This is a genomic window from Streptomyces sp. CB02923, assembly GCF_001905005.1.
Lineage (GTDB): Bacteria > Actinomycetota > Actinomycetes > Streptomycetales > Streptomycetaceae > Streptomyces.
In genome coordinates, this window is sequence record NZ_LWKZ01000026.1 from 142,765 (window position 1) to 165,858 (window position 23,094).

Here is a 23,094-nt window from a genome sequence, read left to right on the forward strand (position 1 = left end):
GTCATGTCCTGTCACTCACGTCCTGGTGGAGGGCGCCGGGCGCCGTGGTGGTGCCGAGCGCCGTGGTGGCGCCGGGCGGGCCGGTCCGGAGCCGGCCGATGCGCACCGCGGGTTCCGCGGCGACCTGCCGCAGTACGGCGGTCAGCTGGGCGGCGAGCGCCTCGACGGTCCGCCGCTCGTACACGTCGGCGCTGTACCAGACGACTCCTTCGACGCCGGCCGGGCCGCTTCCGGGGGCCCGCAGTTCCCGCAGGGTGACGGCCAGTTCGCTGCGGGCCGCGCCCCGGTTGCGGTGGGCGGGCTGCAGCGGCTCCGTGGTCAGTCCCGGCAGCTCCCAGGGCGGTTCGGGCAGGTTCTCCATGCCGGTGATCATCTGGAACGGCCGGTATCCCAGGCGTTCCTCGACGAGCTGGGACGGCAGGTCCTGATGGGCGTAGGCGGCGAGGTCGGCGGTGCGTACCCGGCGTACGAGTTCGGCGAAGGTCGGGTCGCCGCCCGCGTCGGCGCGGAGCACCAGGTGGTCGGCGAACAGGCCGACGACATCGCTCGTCGCGTGGTCGGCGCGGCCGGCGGAGACCGTGCCCATCGGTACGTTCTCGGCGCCCCGCCGCGCCCACAGGGCCGCGACGGCGGCGCGCAGCACCATGAACAGGGTCGCCCGCTCGCGCCTGGCGGTCTCCAGCAGCGCCCGGTGCGCGGCCTCGTCGACGGCGAAGGTGACGTTGCCGCCCAGGCCGGTGGGTTCCGCCGGCGGTGTCCGGTCCCACGGGAGCAGCGGCTGCTCCGGCAGGTCGGCGAGGACGCCGGTCCAGTACGCGAGGCGGCGTCCGAACGGGCTGTCCGGCTCGTCCAGGAGCGCGGTCCGTTCGTGCAGGCGGACGGCGAAGTCGGCGTACTGGACGGGCAGCGGGGCCCACCGGGGTGCGCCGCCCGCCGCCCGCGCGGTGTACGCCGTGGACAGGTCGCGGGCGATCAGCCCGGTCGACCAGCCGTCCGCGGCGATGTGGTGCACCACGATCTGGAGGACGTGGTCGCCGGGTGCGAGGGTGAAGAGGGTGGCCCGGATCGGCGGGCCGGTGGCCAGGTCGAAGGGCCGGGCGTGGGCCGCCTCCAGCGCCGCGGGCAGTTCGTCCTCGGTGACGGGGACGGCGGTCAGCGGCGACCGGGCGGCGGCGGTGACCTGCTGTCCGCCGGTCTCCGGGAAGCGGGTGCGCAGGGCTTCGTGGCGGGCCACCACGTCGCACCAGGCCGCTTCCAGTGCCTCGGCGCGCAGGGGGCCGCCGAGGCGGACCGTCAGCGGGATGTTGTACCGGGGCTCGCCGGAGACCATGGACCGCTGGCCGGGTGTCAGCGGGATGACGTCGGGGCGCGGTCCGGCGGTGAGTCCGTGCTGGTCGCCGGTGCCGGCCAGCCGTGCGGCCAGGGCGGCCGGGGAGGGCGCCTCGAAGAGCACCCGCACTTCGAGGTCCTTGCCGAGGACGGCCTGGACGCGGCCCGCCAGGCGGGTCGCCAGCAGCGAGTCGCCGCCGAGGTCGAAGAACCCTTCTTCGGCGCCGACCCGGGACAGGCCCAGGACTTCGGCGAAGAGGGAGCAGAGCATCTCCTCGACGGGCGAGTTGGGGCCGCGTCCGCTGTATCCCGCCGGGTGGTCGGGGGCGGGCAGGGCGGTCCGGTCGACCTTGCCGTTGGCGGTCAGCGGCAGCTCGTCCAGGACCACCGTCGCCGACGGCACCATGTAGTCGGGCAGCCGCTCGGCCGCGAAGTCCCGCAGGCCCGCCCCGTCCCCGACGACGTACGCGACGAGCCGCTTGTCGCCGGGGCGGTCCTCGCGCGCCAGCACCGCGGCCTGCTCCACCCCCGGGCACTGCCCGAGTACGGCCTCGACCTCGGCCGGCTCGATCCGGAAGCCCCGGATCTTCACCTGGTCGTCGGCCCGGCCGAGGAAGACCAGGTCGCCGTCGTGGTTCCAGCGGACCAGGTCGCCGGTCCGGTACATCCGGCCGCCGCCGTACGGGCACGCCACGAACCGCTCGGCGGTCGCCGCCGGACGGCCGAGGTAGCCGCGGGCGACCCCCTGTCCGGCGATGTACAGCTCGCCGGTGACCGCGGGCGGGACCGGCCGGAGCGCGGCGTCCAGTACGTATACCCGCACCGCGTCGCGCGGTCCGCCGATCGGCAGGACGGCAGGAGTCGGCGTGCCGGGGCCGACGACGAAGGTCGTGGCGCAGAGCGTGGTCTCGGTCGGCCCGTACAGGTGGCCGACGGTGATGTCCGGGCAGGCGTCGCGGACGGCGGCGACGGCCTCGGCCGGTACCGCGTCCCCGCCCGTCAGGACGTGCCGGAGGCCCGCGAAGCACTCCGGGGTCTCCTGCGCGAGGACGCGGAAGAGTCCGGCCGTCAGGTGCACGGCCGTCAGCCCGTGGTCGGTGACCAGGCGGGCCAGTGCCTTCGCGGTGATGTCGGCCGGGGGCGCGATCACCACCCGGCCGCCGTTGAGGAGCGGGACCCACAGTTCGAGGGTGGAGGCGTCGAAGGTGTGCCGGGCGTGGAAGAGGACGCGCCCGGTGGCGATGCCGTCCCAGCAGGTGTCGCGGGCGAGGGCGGCGATGTTGCCGTGGGTGGCGACGACGCCCTTGGGCGTCCCGGTCGAGCCGGAGGTGTACATCACGTACAGGCCGGAGTCCGGTGTCACGGGGGCCGTGAGCGGGGCGTCGGAGCGGTGGCGCAGGGCGTCCTCGACGTCGGCCTGCGTCAGGACGGCGGCGGGCGCGGCGTCGTCGAGGAGGTCCCGTACCCGCTTGGCGGGCTGTGCGGTGTCCACCGGCACGGCCACGCAGCCAGCCTTGGCGATGCCCAGCAGTGCCGCGACGAGTTCCGGCGAGCGGGCGAGCGTGACGACAACCCGGTCCCCCGACCGGGCGTCGGACGCGTGCAGGTGCCGGGCGATCCGGTTGGCCCGCGCGTCGAGGTCGCCGTACGTCAGGGCCGTCTCCCCGGAGACGACCGCGACCTCGTGCCGGTGCTTTCGTACGGCCCGTTCGAAGAGGCCGGTGACGGTCGTCGGCGGGGCTCCCGGGGCACCGGTGTTCACGCCGCGCAGCAGCCGGTCCCGTTCGCCGGGTACGAGGACGCCGATGTCACCGGCGCGCACGTCCGGGTCGGCCACCAGCTGTTCCAGGATGCCGGTGAACCGGGCGGCGAGGAGCTCCGCGCTCCGGGCGCTGATCAGTTCCGGGCGGTGCGTCAGGAGGAAGAGCAGCTCGGGTCCCGGGAAGACGGCCAGGCTGACCGGGTAGTGGCTGACGTTGTGTCCGCGTACGGGGGTGAGCTTCAGCGGCGGTCCGCCCTCCTCGGCCAGCGCGCCGCGCGGGAAGCTCTCGTAGACCAGCAGGCTGTCGAACTCGGCGCCGGGGCCGCCGGCCCGCTGGATCTCGCTGAGTCCGAGGTACTGGTGGGACATCAGGGCGCCCTGCCGGGTCTGCACGTCGGCGAGCAGCTCGGACACCGGGCGGGAGGCCGTCAGGGGCACGCGGACCGGAACGGTGTTGATGAAGAGCCCGAGCATGGACTCGACGCCGCGCAGTTCGGCGGGCCGGGCCGCCACGGTCGCGCCGAACACCACCTCGTCCCGGCCCAGCAGGCGGCCGAGGAGCAGGGCCCAGGCGCCCTGGACGAAGGTGTTGGGGGTCAGGCCGTGGCGGCGGGCGAGTTCGGTGAGCGCCTCGGTGGCGGGGCGGTCCAGTTTCGCGTGGACCTGGCCGTGTCCGGCGGCGGTCGGCGGGCGTCCGGTGACCGGGGCCAGCAGGGTCGGCTCGCGCAGCCCGGCGAGGTCGGCCCGCCAGGCGGCGCGCGCCGCGTCCTTGTCCTGGGCGTTCAGCCAGCCGAGGTAGTCGCGGTAGGGCGTGACGGGCGGCAGGCCGGAGGGGTCGCCGCCCGCCTCGTAGAGGGTCCACAGTTCGTGCTGGAGGGTGGGCAGCGACCAGCCGTCCATCAGGATGTGGTGGTTGGTGAGGATCAGCCGGTGCCGGTCAGGGCCGAGGCGGAGCAGGACGAGCCGGAGCAGCGGCGGTACGGCGAGGTCGAAGCGCCGGGCGCGTTCCTCGTCCGCGAGGCGTGCCGCCTCGGCGAGAGCGTCCCGGGGCGGCCTGCCGGTCAGGTCGACGTTCCGCCAGGGCAGCGTCACGCCGGCGGGGATGACCTGTACGGGGTGTTCCAGGCCCGGTGGCTGGCGGAAGCAGGCCCGCAGGGTGGCGTGCCGGGCCACCAGGGCCTGCCAGGATGTCCGGAGCGCGGCCGCGTCGAGGTCTCCTTCGATGTCCAGGACGTCCTGGACCACGTAGGTGTCCTCGGCCGATTCGTCGTACAGGGAGTGGAACAGCAGTCCCTCCTGTAACGGTGTCAGCGGCCACACGTCTTCTATGCGGCGTTCCACGGCATGCCTCCTTCACCGGGTGCTTCGTTGAAGTCGTCCTCCAGCGCCTCCAGCTGACCCAGTGTCAGGTCGACCAGTGGCAGGTCGGAGGGGGTCAGGCCGCCCGCGTCCGGTGCCTCGGCGAGTGCGGCCAGTCCGGTCAGCAGACCGGTCCAGCGGTCGGCCAGCCGGCCGGCGCCGTCCTCGGAGAGGGCACCCTCCAGCCACGACACCAGCAGCACCAGTTCCGGGCCGCCGTCGCCGTCGCGGACCAGGCCGCCGAATTCCAGTGCGTGCAGGGCGGGCAGTTCCGGGTCGGCGTCGGCGCCCATGGAGCGGGGGCCGGCCGGCTGCCAGTCGCCCGTGCCAGGGCCCGCGACGGAGAACCGGCCCAGGTAGTTGAAGCCGGCCGTGGGCGCGGGCAGGCCGTCCCCGTAGGGCTGGGCGGCCTGCTCCTTGACCCGTTTGAGCAGCCGGTCCGCGGCCGGGCCGCCCGCGCGCACCTCGTCGAAGTCGGTGACGCCGGCGTCCAGCCGGACCGGCCGCAGGGTGGTGAACCAGCCCACCGTGCGCGACAGGTCCAGATCCCCGTCGCGGCCGTGCCCTTCGATGTCCAGGACGAGCGGGCCCGGCCGTTCCTCTGTGAGGGCCGCGGTGAGCGCGGCGAGCAGGACGTCGCCCGTCGTGGCGTGGAAGGCCGCGGGGACGGCGGTCAGCACGGCGGACGCCGTCCGGGCGGGCACGGTGAACGTCCGCTGCCGCATCTGCCCTTCGGTGCCCTGTACCGGGCCGGTGGCCCGCGGCGGCCGTGCCGTCGCCAGCTGCCGGGCGTAGGTGCGGAACGAGGAGGCGACCGGGGCCAGTTGTCCGTCGGGGTCCGCCCAGGCCGCGGCGAGGTCCGGCAGCAGGATGCGCCAGGACACCGCGTCGAAGACCAGGTGGTGGACGACGACGGCGAGCCGTCCGGGCCGCCCGCTCCCCCGGTCGAACCAGACCGCCTGCAAGGTGGTGCCGGTCCGCGGGTCGAGGCGGCCGGACGCCGCCCGCGCCTCGGCGTCGATCAGCTCCTCGAACGCCTGCTCCGTCAGTTCCCCGGCGTCGACGCGCCGGACCCGGTCCGGTACGGGCGCGGCGTCGCCGACTTCGAGGTACGGTTCCGCGTCGCCCGGGACGACCAGGCGGGCCCGCAGCATCGCGTGGTGGGCCACCACCTTCTCGACGGCCCGGGTCAGCCGGTCCTGCCCGGCGTGGGCGGGGACGCGTACCACGGTCCACTGCGCGAACCGGGCGGCCAGCGTGGCCGGGCCGCCGCGTGCGGTCAGCTCCCGCATGATCGGGGTGAGGGGGACGGTTCCGTGGCCGTCCTCGTGGTGGGCGTCGGCCTCCGTGACGGGCCGGGCGACGAGGGCGAGGGCCTCCGGCGTCTTGTGCTGGAAGACGTCCGACGCGGTGACGCGGTATCCGGCCTTGGCCGCGCGGGCGACGAGCAGGAGGGAGACGATGCTGTCGCCGCCGAGTTCGAAGAAACCGGCGTCCGCGGCGACCGCGGGGCCCGGTTCCTCCCGCGTTCCGGCTTCCGCTTCCGGTGCCGCGAGGCCCAGCAGTTCCGCGAAGAGGCGGCAGAACAGCGCTTCGAGCGGGGTGCGGGGCGCGCGTCCCGCGGACGCCGCCGTGTAGTCGGGTGCGGGCAGCGCGGCCCGGTCGACCTTGGCGTTGGCGGTCAGCGGCAGCTCGTCCAGGACCACCGTCGCCGACGGCACCATGTAGTCGGGCAGCCGCTCGGCCGCGAAGTCCCGTACGGCGTCGGCGTTCCCGACGACGTACGCGACGAGCCGCTTGTCGCCGGGGCGGTCCTCCCGCGCCAGCACCGCGATCTGCTCCACCCCCGGGCACTGTCCGAGCACGGCCTCGACCTCGGCGGTCTCGATGCGGAAGCCCCGTACCTTGACCTGGTCGTCGGCCCGGCCCAGGAAGACCAGGTTGCCGTCGCGGTCCCAGCGCACCAGGTCGCCGGTCCGGTACATCCGGCCGCCGTACGGGCACGCCACGAACCGTTCCGCGGTCAGCGCCGCGCGCCCGAGGTAGCCGCGGGCGACCCCCTGCCCGGCGATGTACAGCTCGCCGGGCACGCCCACCGGAACGGGGCGCAGGAAGCGGTCCAGCGCGAAGACCCGGACGCCGTCGCGCGGGCGGCCGATCGGCAGGACGGGCGGTGCTTGCGTACCGGGTGCGACGGTGTGGGTGGTGGCGCACAGGGTCGTCTCCGTCGGCCCGTACAGGTGATGCACCGAGGCGTGCGGGCAGGCGTCGGTGACGCGGGCGACGGCTTCGGCGGGCACCACGTCGCCGCCGGTCAGCACGTGCCGCAGGCCCGCGAAGCACGCGGGAGTCTCCTGGGCCAGCGCCCGGAACAGCCCGGCCGTGACGTGTACGGCCGTCAGCTCGTGCGCCGCGACGAGCCCGGCGAGCGTTCCGCCGTCCAGGTCCACCGCGGGCGCGACCACGACGCAGCCGCCGTTCAGCAGCGGCACCCACAGTTCGAAGGCGGACGCGTCGAAGGCGTGCGGCGCGTGGAACAGCACCCGGCCCGTTCCGATGCCGCCCCAGCACGCGTCGTGCGCGAGGGCCGCCGCGCCGCCGTGGGTGACCAGCACTCCCTTGGGCGTCCCCGTCGAACCGGAGGTGTACATCACGTACAGGCCGGACTCCGGCGACACGTGCGCGGGAGGCGGAGTCGCGGGGAAGCCTTCGAGCGCTTCTTGCGCCGCGGCCTCCGTGACCACCAGCGCGGGCTCGGAGTCCTCCAGCAGGAACCGCACCCGCTCGGCCGGATAGGCGGTGTCGACGGGGACGAACACGGCGCCCGCCTTGGCGATGCCGAGCAGTACGGGCACGAGTTCGGCGGTCCGCGGCAGCATCACCGCTACCCGGTCCCCCGCGCCGACGCCCTGCGCGTGCAGGTGGTGAGCGAACCGGTTCGCCCGCGTGTCCAGTTCCCGGTAGGTCAGGGTCAGCGCGCCGGACACGACGGCCGGCGCGTCCGGGCGGCGGGCCGCGACCTCTTCGAACACGGCGGGAATCGTCCGGCCCGCGGCGCCGGTGCCGGGCGCCCCGATGTTCACCCCGGACACGAGCCGCTCACGCTCCCCGTCCAGCAGGACGTCCAGATCCCCCACCCGGGTCCGGGCGTCGCCGGCGAGCCGGCCGAACACCTCCACCAGCCGCGTGGCCAGGGCCTGCGCGGTGGCCGGGTCGAACAGGTCGGTGGCGAACTCCAGCAGGCCGTCGAGGCCGCCGCCGTCCGGGCGTTCCCGCAGCACCACCGACAGGTCGAACTTCGAGGAGGCCAGCCCCACCGGGACGGCCCCGGCGTCCAGGCCGGGCGCGGCGAAGTCCGTGTCCGGCGTGTTCTGGAGGGCGAAGGCGACCTGGAACAGCGGGTGCCGGGCCAGGGAGCGGACCGGGTTCAGTACGTCCACGAGGTGCTCGAAGGGGAGGTCCTGGTGGGCGTACGCGGCGAGGTCGGTCTCCCGTACCCGGCCGACGAGTTCGGTGAAGGAGGGGTTGCCGCTGACGTCGGTACGCAGCACCAGGGTGTTGAGGAAGTTGCCGACGAGGCCGTCGAGGGTCTCGTCGGTGCGCCCGGCGATGGGCGTGCCGAGCGGTACGTCCTCGGCTCCGCCGAGCCGCGACAGCAGCGCCGCCACGGCGGCCTGCGTGACCATGAACAGCGTGGCGTCGCATTCCCTGGCGATCTCCTGGAACCGTCGGTGCACGGCGGCGTCCACGGTGAACGGGAGCATCGCGCCCCGGTGGCTCGCCGTCGCGGGGCGGGACCGGTCGAAGGGCAGCTCCAGCTGTTCGGGGAGGTCCGCGAGAGTGCGGGTCCAGAAGTCGAGCTGGCGGCCGAACAGGCCGCCCTCGGTGTCCTGGGTGAGCAGGTCACGCTGCCAGACGGTGAAGTCGGCGTACTGGACGGGCAGCGGCGCCCAGCCGGGTGCGCGGCCGTCGGACCGTGCCGCGTACGCCGTCGACAGGTCCCGCATCAGGATGCCCATGGACCAGCCGTCGGCGGCGATGTGGTGCACCACGACCAGCAGGACGTGATCGTCGGGCGACACCTCGAACAGTCCTATTCTCCAGGGCATTTCTGTCGCGAGGCGGAATCCCCGGGCGGCCTCGGCGGCCAGGGATTCGTCCACCGTTTCCTCGGTGACGGCGGTCACGGGTATCCGGACCGGTACGGCTGCCAGGATTTCCTGGCGGGCAGTTCCGCTGTCCTCGGGATAGCGGGTGCACAGTGTTTCGTGGCGGGTGACGACGTCACCCCAGGCCGCCTCCAGCGCCCCCACATCCAGCGCACCGGTCAGCCGGACCGCCAGCGGAATATTGTTCGTCGCACTCGGCCCCTCCAAACTGTGCAGGAACCACATCCGCTGCTGCCCGAACGACAACGGCAACGGAACAGGCCGCTCCACCGGCACCAACACCGGCCGCACCGCCACGAACTCATCCAACCGACCCGCCAGCCCCGCAACCGTCGGCGCCTCGAACAACGCCCGCACCGAAATCTCCACACCCAAAGCACCCTTGACCCGACTCGCCAACCGCGTCGCCAACAACGAATCCCCACCCAGAGCAAAGAACCCGTCATCAATACCGACCTGCCCCAACCCCAGAACCTCGGCGAACAAACGGCACAGAATCTGCTCCTGCGGAGACCGCGGCCCCCGAACCGACACACCCGCCCCAAAATCAGGCGCAGGCAGCACAGCCCGGTCGACCTTCCCATGCACCGTCAACGGCAAAACGTCCAAAGCGACAACCGCCGCCGGAACCATGTAATCCGGCAACACCCCCGCCGCGAACTCCCGCACCCCCGCCGCATTCCCCACCACATACGCCACCAGACGCTTGTCACCCGGCTGATCCTCCCGCGCCACCACCGCAACCTGCTCCACACCCGGGCACCGCCCCAACACCCCCTCCACCTCAGCCAACTCAATACGGAAACCCCGCACCTTCACCTGATCATCCGCCCGCCCCAAAAACACCAACTGCCCATCCCGGTCCCAGCGCACCAGATCACCCGTCCGGTACATCCGCCCACCACCGAACGGACACGCCACAAACCGCTCCGCCGTCAACGCCCCACGGCCCAAATACCCACGCGCCACACCACGCCCCGCCACATACAACTCCCCCGCCACACCCACCGGAACCGGACGCAGATAGCCGTCCAGAACGAACACCCGTACACCGTCACGAGGTCCGCCGATGGGGAGCGCCGAGGGTGCCTTCGCCCCGGGGTCGATGGCGAGCGTGGTCGCGCACAGCGTGGTCTCCGTGGGGCCGTACAGGTGGCGCACCGCCACTCCCGGGCAGGCGTCCATGACGCTCGCCACGGCTTCGGCGGGCACCACGTCGCCGCCGGTCAGCACGTGCTGAAGATCGGCGAAGCAGGCGGGTGTCTCCTGGGCCAGCACCCGGAACAAACCGGCTGTGACATGGACGGCCGTCAGCGCGTACTCGCCGACCAGACGGGACAACGTCCCCCCGTCCAGATCCACCTCCGGCGCGACCACCACACACCCGCCGTTCAGCAACGGCACCCACAACTCGAACGTCGAAGCATCGAAGGCGTACGGAGCATGGAACAGCACCCGCCCCGTCCCGATGTCACCCCAGCACGAGTCCGACGCCAGCGCGGCGACACCACCGTGCGTGGCCACCACACCCTTCGGCACCCCCGTCGAACCGGAGGTATACATCACGTAGAGCGCCGAATCCGGGGACACCTCCGCCCTCAGCGGAGCGGCCGAGAAGGTCTCCAATGCCTCGTCGACCTCGGATCCGCTCACCACCAGTACCGGGGCGGAGTCCTCCAGCAGGTACCGGACCCGCTCCGCCGGATAGGACGTGTCCACCGGCACGAAGACGGCCCCCGCCTTCGCGATGCCCAGCAGCGCGGTCACCAGGGCGGCGGAACGCGGCAGTGCCACACCCACCCGGTCCCCCGGTGTCACACCACGCGCACGCAGCGCGCGGGCGAATCGATTCGCCTGTGCGTCCAGCTCCTCGTAGGTCAGGGAGCCCTCTTCGGACACCACCGCCACTTCGTGTGCGTGGTGCCGCACGGTCCGCTCGAAGAGGCCGGTGACGGTCGCCGGCGGGGCCCCCGGGGCGCCGGTGTTCACGCCGTGCAGCAGCCGGTCCCGTTCGCCGTCGACGAGTACGTCGATGTCGCCGATCCGGGTGGCCGGTCCGGCGGCCAGCTGTCCGAGGATGCCGACGACGCGGTCGGCCAGGAGCTGCGCGTCGGCGCGGGTGAACAGGTCGGGGCGGTAGGTCAGCCGGAACCGTTCGGGCATCGCGGTGAACGTCAGCGGGTAGTGCGCGGCGTCCCGGCCGCCGACGCTCGCCAGGTTCAGGTCCCCGGTCACCGACCGTGCGGTGGTCCCGGTCAGGTCGAGGAGGTCGACGGGGTAGTTCTGGAAGACGGTCAGGGTGTCGAACAGGGTCCGGGTCCCGGCGATGCCCTGGACCTCGGACAGGCTCAGGTGTTCGTGCGGCAGCAGCGCCGCCTGCGCGTCCTGGAGCCGGGTGAGCAGCTCGGCGACGGTGTCGGTGGCCGACCAGCGGGCCCGTACCGGCAGTGTGTTGATGAACAGGCCGACGGTGGTGTCGATGCCCGGGATCTCCGGCGGGCGCCCGGCCGTGGTCCCCCCGAAGACCACGTCGTCGCGTCCGGTCAGGGTGCCGAGCAGCACGGCCCACGCGCCGCGCATGACCGTGCTCATGGTCACGCCGTTGCGGCGGGCCAGGCTCGCGAGCTCCGTCACCAGCGGGGCGGGCAGTTCGACCCGTATCTCGTCGGGGTCGACCGGTGCGCGGTTGTCCGTCTCCGGTGCGACGAGGGTGGGCTGTGCCCCGTGGAGCGCCTGCCGCCAGGCCTCGGTTGCGGCCGCGCCGTCGCGGCGGGCCAGCCAGGCGAGGTAGCTGCGGTACGGGGTGACCGGGGGCAGGGCGCGTTCGTCGCCGCCGTTGCGGTACAGCTCGACCAGTTCGTTCGCGATGATCGAGGTCGACCAGCCGTCGCAGAGGATGTGGTGGACGGTCAGCACGACGCGGGTGCGGGTGTCACCCACACGGATGGCGGTCAGCCGCAGCAGGGGCGGGGCCGCGAGGTCGAAGCGGCGGGTCCACTCGGCGCGTACCGCCTCGTCCAGGGCGTCCTCGCGCCGGTCGGCGGGGACCGGGCGCAGGTCCAGTTCCTGCCACGGGAGGTCCGACTGCTGCGGGATGACCTGCACCGTCTCGCCGGACTTCAGGGTGCGGAACCCTGCCCTGAGGGTCGGGTGCCGGCGCAGCAGCGCGTGTCCCGCCGACCTCAGGGCGTCCGTGTCGAGTGGGCCGTCCAGATCCAGGACCACCTGGCCCCGGTAGATGTCCGTGGCTTCGGTGTCGTACAGGGCGTGGAACAACATGCCCTTCTGCATCGGCGCGAGCGGCCATATGTCGGCCAGTCCGGGCTTGCTCACGGCTACTTTCCCCATTCCGTTTCGAGCTGGTCGATGTCGTCCTGAGTCAGGGAGACGAGGTCGAGATCCGACGGAGTGCGACCGCCCGCGTCCGCCTGCACGGCGCACGCCACCAGGGTTTCGGCGGCCCGGAACCACGCGTGGCCGAGCCGTCGCAGGTCGGCCTCGGAGAGCAGCGCCGGGTCCCAGGCCCAGTGCGCCGTCAGCCGGGGGCCGTCGTCGGTGTCCACCGTGAGGGCGTCGAGGTCGACCGGGTGGGTACGGACGCCTTCGGGTGGGTGGGCGTCGCCGGTGGCGGTCCACGCGGTGGCCGCCCGGCGCTGGTCCGCGGCGGGGACGCGGCCGAGATAGTTGAAGAGGAGTGGTGGTTCGGCGAGTTCGGCCAGGGCCCCGGACGTCCGCGCGTTCAGGTGGCGCAGCAGTCCGTGGCCGATGCCGTGTCCGGGCAGTTCCCTGATCTGCTCCTTGACGCGTTTGAGTACGGCCCCCGGGTCGGGGTCGCCGGTCCGGGCGCCGGGTTCGGCGCCGCCCGGGTCGAGCCGGACCGGGTGGACGCTGGTGAACCAGCCGACCGTACGGGACAGGTCGGTGCCGGGTGCGAGGCCGCTCTCGCGGCCGTGCCGTTCGAGGTCGACCAGGACGGCGCCGGGCCGGCCGCGCCACTCGGCGACCGCGAGGACGAGCGCGGCGAGGAGTACCTCGGTGATGTCGGCGTGGAAGGCCGCGGGCACGGTGGTGAGCAGGGCCGCCGAGGTTTCGGGGTCCAGGGTCATGCTCAGCGCCCCGGAGCCGCCCGGTCCGTTGCGTGCCGTCGGCAGCAGCGGGCCGGCGGGCGCGCCGATGCGTTGCCAGAGGGGCAGTTCGGCGGTCCGGGCGGGGTCGTGGGCGGCTTGCCGCAGCAGTTCGGCCCAGCGGCGGAAGGACGTACGCACCGGAGGCAGGGCCGGTTCGGTGCCCGCCTTGGCCGCTTCGCAGGCGAAGGCGAGGTCGTCGAGGAGGATGCGCCAGGAGGCGCCGTCCACGCAGAGGTGGTGTGCGGCGAGGAAGAGCCGGCCGGGCCGGTGCGCGCCCGCGTCGAACCACACGGCTTGCAGTACGGCGCCGGAGCGCGGGTCGAGGCGGCCGGTCGCGGCGGCGCACTGCTCGCGGACGATCGTCGCCGTGATCTGTTCGGCCGGTCCGGGCAGCCGTACCGTCCGCAGCAGGTCCGCTGCTTGCACGGCGCCCGGCGGGCGGATGTGCAGCGTGTCGTCGGCGCGTCCGGGGGTTGCGGAGCCTTGGGCGCCGCCGGGGCTTCCGGGGCCTCCGGGGCTTTCAGGGCCGAGGCGGAGCCGCAGGGCGCCGTGGTGGTCGAGGACGGCCTGGAGAGCGGCGGTGAGTTCCGCGGCGGTGAGGCCGGTGGGTGTCCAGACCGTGACGGTCTGGTGCAGCGGTCCGGCCAGGGCCTGCCGGTCGGCGAGCTGCCGCATGACCGGGGTGAGGGGTACGGGGCCGTGGCCGTCGTCGTGCCGGGTCTCCTCGTCCGTGACGGGCCGGGCGGCGAGGGCGAGGGCCTCCGGGGTCTTGTGCTGGAAGACGTCCGTCGCGCTGATCCGGTATCCGGCCCTGGCCGCGCGGGCGACGAGTTGCAGGGAGATGATGCTGTCGCCGCCGAGTTCGAAGAAGTTCGCGTCCGCGCCGACCCCGATGGGCGGGTCCGGGACCTCGGGTGCCTCCGGGGCTTCCGGAGCGCCGGGGTGCGGGATGTCCGGGTGCGGAACATCCGGGCGCGGTACCACCGGTTCCGGGATGCCCGGACGCGGGACGGCCGTGGGTGGGCCGTCCGGACGCGGGGCAGCGGGATGCGGGACGTCCGGATGCGGTGCGGGCAAGTCGGGACTCGCGTCCGGAGCCACCAGGCCGAGGACCTCCGCGAAGAAGCGGCAGAACAGCGCTTCGAGCGGGGTGCGGGGCGCGCGTCCCGCGGACGCCGCCGTGTAGTCGGGTGCGGGCAGCGCGGCCCGGTCGACCTTGCCGTTGCCGGTGATGGGCAGGGCGTCGAGGGTGACGACGGTGCCGGGGATCATGTAGTCGGGCAGCCGGTCGGCCGCGAAGTCCCGTATGGCGTCGGCGTTTCCGACGACGTACGCGACGAGCCGCTTGTCGCCGGGGCGGTCCTCCCGTACGACGACGGCGGCCTGGTCCACGCCGGGGCACTGGCCGAGGACGGCTTCGATCTCGGCCGGTTCGATGCGGAAGCCCCGTACCTTGACCTGGTCGTCCGCCCGGCCCAGGAACACGAGCTGTCCGTCCCGGTCCCAGCGCACCAGGTCGCCGGTCCGGTACATCCGGCCGCCGCCGTACGGGCACGCCACGAACCGCTCGGCGGTCAGCGCCGCGCGCCCGAGGTACCCGTGCGCGACACCGCGTCCGGCCACGTACAGCTCCCCCGCCACGTCCGTGGGGACCGGGCGCAGGAGCGTGTCCAGGACGAAGACCCGGACACCCTCGCGCGGGCGGCCGATCGGCAGGACGGACGGTGCTTGCGTACCGGGTGCGACGGTGTGGGTGGTGGCGCACAGGGTCGTCTCCGTCGGCCCGTACAAGTGGTGTACGGCGGCGCCGGGGCACGCGTCGGTGACACGGGCGACGGCTTCGGCGGGCACCACGTCGCCGCCGGTCAGCACGTGTTTCAGACCGGCGAAGCAGGCGGGCGTCTCCTGGGCCAGCACCCGGAACAGCCCGGCTGTGACATGGACGGCCGTCAGCGCGTGCTCGCCGACCAGCCGGGCCACCGTCTCCCCGTCCAGGTCCAGCGGCGGCGCGACGACCACGCATCCGCCGTTGAGCAGCGGCACCCACAGTTCCAGGGTGGACGCGTCGAAGGTGTGCGGGGCGTGGAAGAGCGTCCGGCCGGTGCCGATGCCGTCCCAGCAGGGGGCGAGGGCGAGCGCGGTGACGTTCGCGTGCGTCGCGAGGACGCCTTTGGGCGTGCCGGTCGAGCCGGAGGTGTACATCACGTACAGGCCGGACTCCGGTGCCACTGCGGCAGGCAGTGGGACGACCGGGAAGTGCCGCAGGGCTTCCGTCACTTCGGAGCGTGTCATCACCAGTACGGGCGCGGAGTCCGCCAGCAGGAACCGCACCCGCTCGACCGGGTACGCCGTGTCCACCGGCACGGCCACCGCGCCCGCCTTGGCGATGCCGAGCAGCACGGCGATCAGCTCCGCCGAGCGGTCCAGCATCACCGCGACCCGGTCGCCGGGGGTGACGCCCTTGGCGTGCAGGTACCAGGCGCACCGGTTGGCCCGCGCGTCCAGCTCCCGGTAGGTCAGTGTGCCGTCGGCGGACTCCACCGCCGCCGCGTCGCCGTGCCGCGCGACGGCCCGTTCGAAGCACCGGGGCACGGTCTCGCCCCGCGTGTCCGCCCGATCCGGCGCCACCGCCGACGTGACCCGCGTCCGCTCGTCCTCGCCGAGGACGTCCACCGCTCCGGCCCGTACGGCGGGATCCGCGGTGACCTGGTCGAGCACCCGCAGCAGTCGGGCCACCAGGCGCTCGGCGGTACCGCGCTCGAAGAGGTCGGTGGCGTACTCCAGGTAGCACTCCAGGCCCGCGGCGGCGCCGTCGGTGTCCCGGCGTTCCCACATCAGGACCGACAGGTCGAACTTCGAGGTGGACATCTCCACCGGTATCAGCCGGGATTCCAGCCCGGGGGCGTCGAAGTGCGTCTCGGGTGCGTTCTGGAGGGCGAAGGCGACCTGGAACAGCGGGTGCCGGGCCAGCGAGCGGACCGGGTTCAGCACCTCCACGAGGTGCTCGAAGGGGAGGTCCTGGTGGGCGTACGCGGCGAGGTCGGTCTCCCGTACCCGGCCGACCAGGTCGGTGAAGGAGGGGTTGCCGCCGACGTCGGTACGCAGCACCAGCGTGTTGAGGAAGTTGCCGACGAGGTTGTCCACGGCCTCGTCCGTACGGCCCGCGATGGGCGTGCCGAGCGGGATGTCCTCCCCGGCGCCGAGCCGCGACAGCAGCACCGCGACAGCCGCCTGCGCGACCATGAACAGCGTCGCGTCGCTCTCGCGCGCGATCTCCGCCAGGCGCCGGTGGGTCCCGGCGTCCACCGAGAACGGCAGGAACGCTCCCCGGTGGGTCGCCACCGGCGGGCGGGGCCGGTCGAAGGGCAGCTTCAGGTGTTCCGGCAGCCCGGCGAGGGCTTGTGACCAGAACGCGGCCTGCCGGCCGAACAGGCCGTCCTCGGCGTTCTGGGTGAGCAGGTCGCGCTGCCAGAGGGTGAAGTCGGCGTACTGGACGGGCAGCGGCGCCCAGCCGGGCGCGCGGCCGTCGGACCGTGCCGCGTACGCCGTCGCCAGGTCGTCGGCCAGGACGCCCATGGACCAGCCGTCGGCGGCGATGTGGTGCACCACGACCAGCAGGACGTGATCGTCGGGCGACACCTCGAACAGCGTGATACGCCAAGGCAGTTCGTGCTCGATCCGGAAGCCCTGCTCGACGCCGTCGGCCAGCGCCCGCGCCACGTCGTCCGCCCCGATGCGGGCGGTGGTGAGGTGTACGGTCACCTCTGCCGCGTCCATGATGTCCTGGCGGGCGCTGCCTCCGTGCTCCAGGTAGCGGGTGCGCAGTGTTTCGTGGCGGGTGACGACGTCACCCCAGGCCGCCTCCAGCGCCGCCACATCCAGCGCACCGGTCAGCCGGACCGCCAGCGGAATATTGTTCGTCGCACTCGGCCCCTCCAAACTGTGCAAGAACCACATCCGCTGCTGCCCGAACGACAACGGCAACGGAACCGGCCGCTCCACCGGCACCAACACCGGCCGCACCGCCACGAACTCATCCAACCGCCCCGCCAACCCCGCAACCGTCGGCGCCTCGAACAACGCCCGCACCGAAATCTCCACACCCAAAGCACCCTTGACCCGACTCGCCAACCGCGTCGCCAACAACGAATCCCCACCCAGAGCAAAGAATCCGTCATCAATACCCACACCGTCCCGCTCCAGCCCCAGAACCTCGGCGAACAAACGGCACAGAATCTGCTCCTGCGGAGACCGCGGCCCCCGATCCGAAACAACCGCCCCAAAATCAGGCGCAGGCAGCACAGCCCGGTCGACCTTCCCATGCACCGTCAACGGCAAAACGTCCAAAGCGACAACCGCCGCCGGAACCATGTAATCCGGCAACACCCCCGCCGCGAACTCCCGCACCCCCGCCGCATTCCCCACGACATACGCCACCAGACGCTTGTCACCGGGCTGATCCTCCCGCGCCACCACCGCAACCTGCTCCACACCCGGGCACCGCCCCAACACCCCCTCCACCTCAGCCAGCTCAATACGGAAACCCCGCACCTTCACCTGATCATCCGCCCGCCCCAGAAACACCAGATTGCCGTCCCGGTCCCAGCGCACCAGATCACCCGTCCGGTACATCCGCCCACCACCGAACGGACACGCCACAAACCGCTCCGCCGTCAACGCCCCACGGCCCAAATACCCCCACCCCACACCACGCCCGGCCACATACAACTCCCCCGCCACACCCACCGGAACCGGACGCAGAAAACCGTCCAGAACGAACACCCGCAGGCCATCCCTGGGCGAGCCGATCGGCAGGACCGGCGGGACCTTCGCCCCCGGATCGGTGACGAACGTGGTGGCGCACAGCGTGGTCTCGGTCGGCCCGTACAGGTGGCGGATCACGGTGCCGGAGCACGCATCGGCGACACGGGCAACGGCTTCGGCGGGCACCACGTCGCCGCCGGTCAGCACATGCTGAAGATCGGCGCAGCAGGCAGGTGTCTCCTGGGCCAGCACCCGGAACAGACCGGCGGTCAAATGCACCGCCGTCAGCGCGTGCTCACCGACCAGACGGGACAGCGTCCCCCCGTCCAGATCCACCTCCGGCGCGACCACCACACACCCGCCGTTCAACAACGGCACCCACAACTCGAATGTCGATGCATCGAAGGCGTACGGAGCGTGGAACAGCACCCGCCCCGTCCCGATGTCGCCCCAGCACGAGTCCGACGCCAGCCCCGCCACACCACCGTGCGTGGCCACCACACCCTTCGGCACCCCCGTCGAACCGGAGGTGTACATCACATACAGCGCCGAATCCGGCGACACCTCCACCCGCAGCGGAGCGGCCGGGAAGCCTTCGCGGGCGGCTTCGCGCACTTCGGCCTCGCCCACCACCAGTACCGGGGCGGAGTCCTCCAGCAGGTACCGGACCCGCTCCGCCGGATAGGACGTGTCCACCGGCACGAAGACGGCCCCCGCCTTCGCGATGCCCAGGAGTACGACGACGAGTGCCGCCGACCGGGGGAGCGTGACGCCCACCCGGTCGCCGGGGGTCACGCCCCTGGAGTGCAGGTAGCGGGCGAAGCGGTTGGCCCGCGCGTCCAGTTCGCCGTAGGTCAGCGACATGTCGTCCGCCGTCACGGCGGTGGTGGCCCGGGACCGCGGCACGGTCGCGTCGAACAGGTCGAGCAGCGTGCGGTCCCCGGCGTCCGCCGCTCCGGTGTTGATGCCGGTGACGAGCCGTTGCCGCTCCGCGGGAGCGAGCAGTTCGACCTCGCCCACCCGCAGGTCCGGATCGCCGGCGACCTGGTCGAGCACCGCGAGCAGCCGGGTGACCAGGCTCCGGGCGCCGTCCGGGTCGAAGAGGTCGGTGGCGAACTCCAGGTAGCCGTCGAGGCCGGTGTCCCCGGTCCGCTCGCCCAGGCCGAAGACCAGGTCGAACTCGACCGTCGCGGGGGCCACCGGGACCGGTGCCGCGCCGAGGCCGGGCAGGTCCCATGCGGGGTTCAGCTCGTCCTCCATCACCAGCAGGACCTGGAACAGCGGGTGCCGGGCGGTCGAGCGGGCGGGCTTCAGCGCTTCCACGAGGTGCTCGAACGGGAGGTCCTGGTGGGCGTACGCGGCCAGGTCGGCGTCCCGGGCACGCGCCACCAGTTCGGTGAAGGTCGGATCGCCCCCGGCGTCGGTCCGCAGCACCAGGGTGTTGAGGAAGAACCCGACGACACCGTCCAGGGACTCGTCGGAGCGATCCGTGACGGGGGTGCCGAGCGCGATGTCGTCGCCCGCGCCGAGCCGGGACAGCAGCAGGACGACCGCGGCCTGCGCGACCGTGAACAGGGTGGTGTCGCAGGCGCGGGCGACGGCGCTCAGCCGCTGGTGCACCCGGGCGTCGACGGTGAACGGCAGCACGGCGCCCCGGTGGCTCGCCGTGGCCGGGCGCGGCCGGTCGGTGGGCAGCTCGATCTGGTCCGGCAGGCCGGCGAGGGCCTGGGTCCAGTGCGCGAGCTGCGCGTCGAGCAGGCCGTCGCGGCTGTCGAGGAGTGCGTGCTGCCAGAGGGTGAAGTCGGCGTACTGGACGGGCAGCGGCGCCCAGCCGGGCGCGCGGTCCGCGCCGCGCGCCGTGTACGCCGTCGAGAGGTCGCGCGCGAGGACGCCCATCGACCAGCCGTCGGCGGCGATGTGGTGCACGACCACCAGGAGTACGTGGGCGTCGGCGGACAGCTCGAACAGGGTCGCCCGCCGGGGCGGTGCCGTGTCGAGCGCGAACCGGCGGCCGATGTGCTCGGACAGCGCGGCGTCGAGCGCTTCCTCGGCGACGGGAACGACGCACAGCTCCGCGGTGCCATCCGACGGTGTGCTGTCCAGCACCAGTTGGCGCGGTACGCCGTCGCGCTCGGGGAAGACCGTGCGCAGCGGCTCGTGGCGGGCGATCACGTCCGCCCAGGCGGCGCGCAGCGCGGGCAGGTCGAGGCGGCCGGTGAGCCGGACGGCCATGGCCATGTTGTAGGCGCCGCTGGTGTCCTCCAGCCGGTTCGCGAACCACATGCGCTGCTGTCCGAACGACAGCGGCAGGGTCTCCGGCCGCCGCGCCGCGACCACGGGCGGGCGGCCGGCGCCCAGTTCGTTCAGCCGCGCAGCCAGTCCCGCGACCGTGGGCGACTCGAACATCACGGTGATCGGGATCTCGACGCCCAGGGCGGTGCGGGCCCGGCTGGTGAGCCGCATGGCCAGGAGGGAGTCGCCGCCCAGGTCGAAGAACCCGTCGTCGACGCCGGTCCGGTCCAGGCCGAGGACCTCGGCGAACAGCCGGCAGAGCAGCTGTTCCTGCGGCGTGCGGGGCAGGCGGTACGTGGCGGCCGCCGTGCGGTCGGGGGCGGGCAGCGCGGCCCGGTCGACCTTGCCGTTGGCCGTCAGCGGCAGTGCGTCCAGGGTGATGACCGTGCCGGGGATCATGTGGTCCGGCAGCCGTTCGGCGGCGAAGTCCCGTACCTCCGACGCGTCACCGACGACATAGGCGACGAGGCGTTTGTCGCCGGGCCGGTCCTCCCGTACGACGACGGCGGCCTGGTCCACGCCGGGGGCCCGGCCGAGGACGGCGGCGACCTCCGCCGGCTCGATCCGGAAACCTCGGACCTTTACCTGGTCGTCGGCGCGGCCGACGAAGACCAGGCTGCCGTGGCGGTCCCACCGGACGAGGTCGCCGGTGCGGTACATCCGCCCGCCGCCGTACGGGCAGGCGACGAAGCGCTCGGCGGTCAGCGCGGGGCGGTTCAGGTAGCCGGGGGCGACGCCCCGGCCCGCGACGTACAGCTCGCCGGTGACGCCGGCCGGGACCGGGCGCAGGCCGGCGTCCAGGACGAAGACCCGTACGCCGTCGCGCGGCCCGCCGATGGGGAGCACCGCCGGTGCCTGCGCGCCCGGGGGGACGGCGTAGGTGGTGGCGCAGAGGGTGATCTCCGTCGGTCCGTACAGGTGGTGCAGCGTGGCGTCCGGGCACGCTGCGGTGACGCGGGCGACGGCTTCGGCGGGGACCACGTCGCCGCCGGTGAGGATGTGCCGCAGGCCCGTGAAGCAGGCGGGCGTCTCCTGGGCCAGCATCCGGAACAGGCCGGCCGTGACGTGGACGGCCGTCAGCTCGTGCTCGCGGGCCAGCCGGGCCAGGGCCGCACCGCCCAGCTCCGCTTCCGGCGCCACCACCACGCACCCGCCGTTCAGCAGCGGCACCCACAGTTCGAACGTCGAAGCGTCGAAGGCGTGCGGTGCGTGGAAGAGGACGCGCCCGGTGCCGATGTCGCCCCAGCACGTGTCGCGCGCGAGGGCCGCGACGCTGCCGTGGGTGGCCGTCACGCCCTTGGGCACGCCCGTCGAACCGGAGGTGTACATCACGTACAGGCCCGACTCCGGCGATGTCCGTACCGGCAGCGGCGCGGCCGAGAACTCCCGCAGGGCGGCCTCCCGCGCGGCTTCCTCGCCGCTCACGACCAGGGTCGGGGCGGAGTCCTCCAGCAGGTGGCGCACCCGCTCGGCCGGGTAGGACGGGTCCACCGGTACGGCCACCGCGCCGGCCTTGGCGATGCCCAGCAGGGTGACGACCAGGTCCGCGGAGCGGGGCAGGACGACGCCGACGCGGTCTGCCGGTGCCACTCCCCCGGCGTGCAGGTACCGGGCGAACCGGTTCGCCCGTGCGTCGAGTTCCGCGTACGTGAGGGTGTCCGCGCCGGAGACGACCGCGTCCGCGTCCGGGAAGCGGGCGGCCACCTCCGCGAACCGTGCGGGGACGGTCGTGTCCGGCGCGGCGGCCCGGCCGGTGTTCACCTCGGTGAGCAGCCGCTCCGTTTCGCCGCCGAGCAGCACCGCGACCTCGCTCACCCGCAGCTCCGGGTCCGCGGTCACCTGGGCGAGGACCGCGGTGAGCCGGTCGGCCAGGGTGACGGCCGTGTCCCGGTCGAAGAGTTCCGCGTTGTGCCAGAGCCCGCCGTCGATGCCGCGGGGCCGTCCGGCGGTGTCGTGGCGTTCGGTCAGGCTGAGGTAGAGGTCGAAGAGGCCGAACGTCAGGTCGTCGCGTGCGGCGTCGATGCCGACCCGCTCCGGTACGGCGGTCAGGCCGGGCAGGTCCCAGGCGGAGCCGGGCGAGTCCTCCATCACCAGCAGCACCTGGAACAGCGGGTGCCGGGCCAGCGAGCGGTCCGGGTTCAGCATCCCGACGAGGTGTTCGAACGGCAGGTCCTGGTGGGCCTCGGCGGCGAGGCCCGTGGTGCGGACCCGCCGCACCAGGTCGGTGAAGGAGGGGTCGTGGGAGAGGTCGGTGCGCAGGACGAGGGTGTTGGCCACGAAGCCGACGAGCCCGTCGAGGGTCGCGTCGGTGCGTCCGTCGACCGGGGAGCCGATGGGGATGTCGTCGCCCGCGCCCAGGCGGGAGAGCAGTACGGCGAAGGCGGCCCGCACCACCATGCGCGGGGTGGCGTCGCAGTCGCTCGCGATCTTCAGGAGCGTCCGGTGGACGTGCGGCGGGATGCGGACCGGCACCGAGCTGCCCTCGTGCCGGGGTTCGGCGGGGCGCGGCCGGTCGAAGGGCAGGTCAAGCTGGTCCGGCAGCCCCGCAAGGGCCTGGCGCCAGTAGGTGAGCTGCCGCCCGTACACGCTCTGCGGGTCCTGCTCCTCGCCGAGGAGTTCCTGCTGCCGCCGGGCGAAGCCGGTGTACGCGACGGGCAGGGGCGGCCAGTCCGGTGCCCGGCCCTGCGACCGGGCGGCGTAGGCCCGTGACAGGTCCCGGGCCAGTACCTCCAGGGACCGGCCGTCCACGGCGATGTGGTGCACCACCAGCAGCAGGACGTGCTCGCGCGGGGACAGGGCGTACAGCGTCGCCCGGCACGGCGGTTCGGTCCGCAGGTCGAATTCCCGGCCCGCTTCGGCGGCGAGGGCCTCGGCGAGGTCCTCTTCGGCGATGCCGCGTCCCCCGAGCCCGGCCGGCGGCTCGTCCCGTACCTGCTGCCAGGTCTCCCCGTCCGCCTCGGAGAAGACCGTACGCAGCGCCTCGTGGCGCTCGACGACGTCGGCCCACGCGGCCTCCAGGGCCGGCCGGTCCGGCTCGCCGACGAGCCGGACCGCCATGGCCATCGTGTACGCGGTGCCCGCGTTCTCCAGCCTGTTGACGAACCACATCCGCTGCTGACCGAACGACAACGGAATGCCCGTCGGTTCCGTCCGATCACCGCGGTAATTCCGGTTTCCGCGCACGCCGAGCTCCCCCCGTGAATTACAACGCCGCGCGGCCACACCGTTTTCCGGGGCGCGCGGCGGCAGCTCTTGCGGCGAACATACCCGGACCGCGGCGGGCCCGCGCAGT

General features: G+C 73.3%; 3 protein-coding genes. All 3 read right to left on the reverse strand.

The window, feature by feature from the left end:
* Position 1: 1 nt before the first annotated feature.
* The 3 genes from A6A06_RS32475 to A6A06_RS32485 are packed head-to-tail and all read right to left on the reverse strand — an operon-like array spanning position 2 to position 22,931.
* On the reverse strand, positions 2-4,432 hold the full coding sequence (locus A6A06_RS32475) for a non-ribosomal peptide synthetase (RefSeq protein WP_073766304.1): 4,431 nt from the start codon (positions 4,430-4,432) through the stop codon (positions 2-4).
* Complete coding sequence (locus tag A6A06_RS32480) at positions 4,417-11,967, reverse strand: non-ribosomal peptide synthetase (RefSeq protein ID WP_079194507.1); 7,551 nt, start codon at positions 11,965-11,967, stop codon at positions 4,417-4,419. Before A6A06_RS32480 ends, A6A06_RS32475 begins: the two co-directional genes overlap by 16 nt.
* Positions 11,955-22,931, reverse strand: a complete 10,977-nt coding sequence (locus tag A6A06_RS32485) for a non-ribosomal peptide synthetase (RefSeq protein WP_079194508.1) — start codon at positions 22,929-22,931, stop codon at positions 11,955-11,957. Before A6A06_RS32485 ends, A6A06_RS32480 begins: the two co-directional genes overlap by 13 nt.
* Positions 22,932-23,094 lie beyond the last annotated feature (163 nt).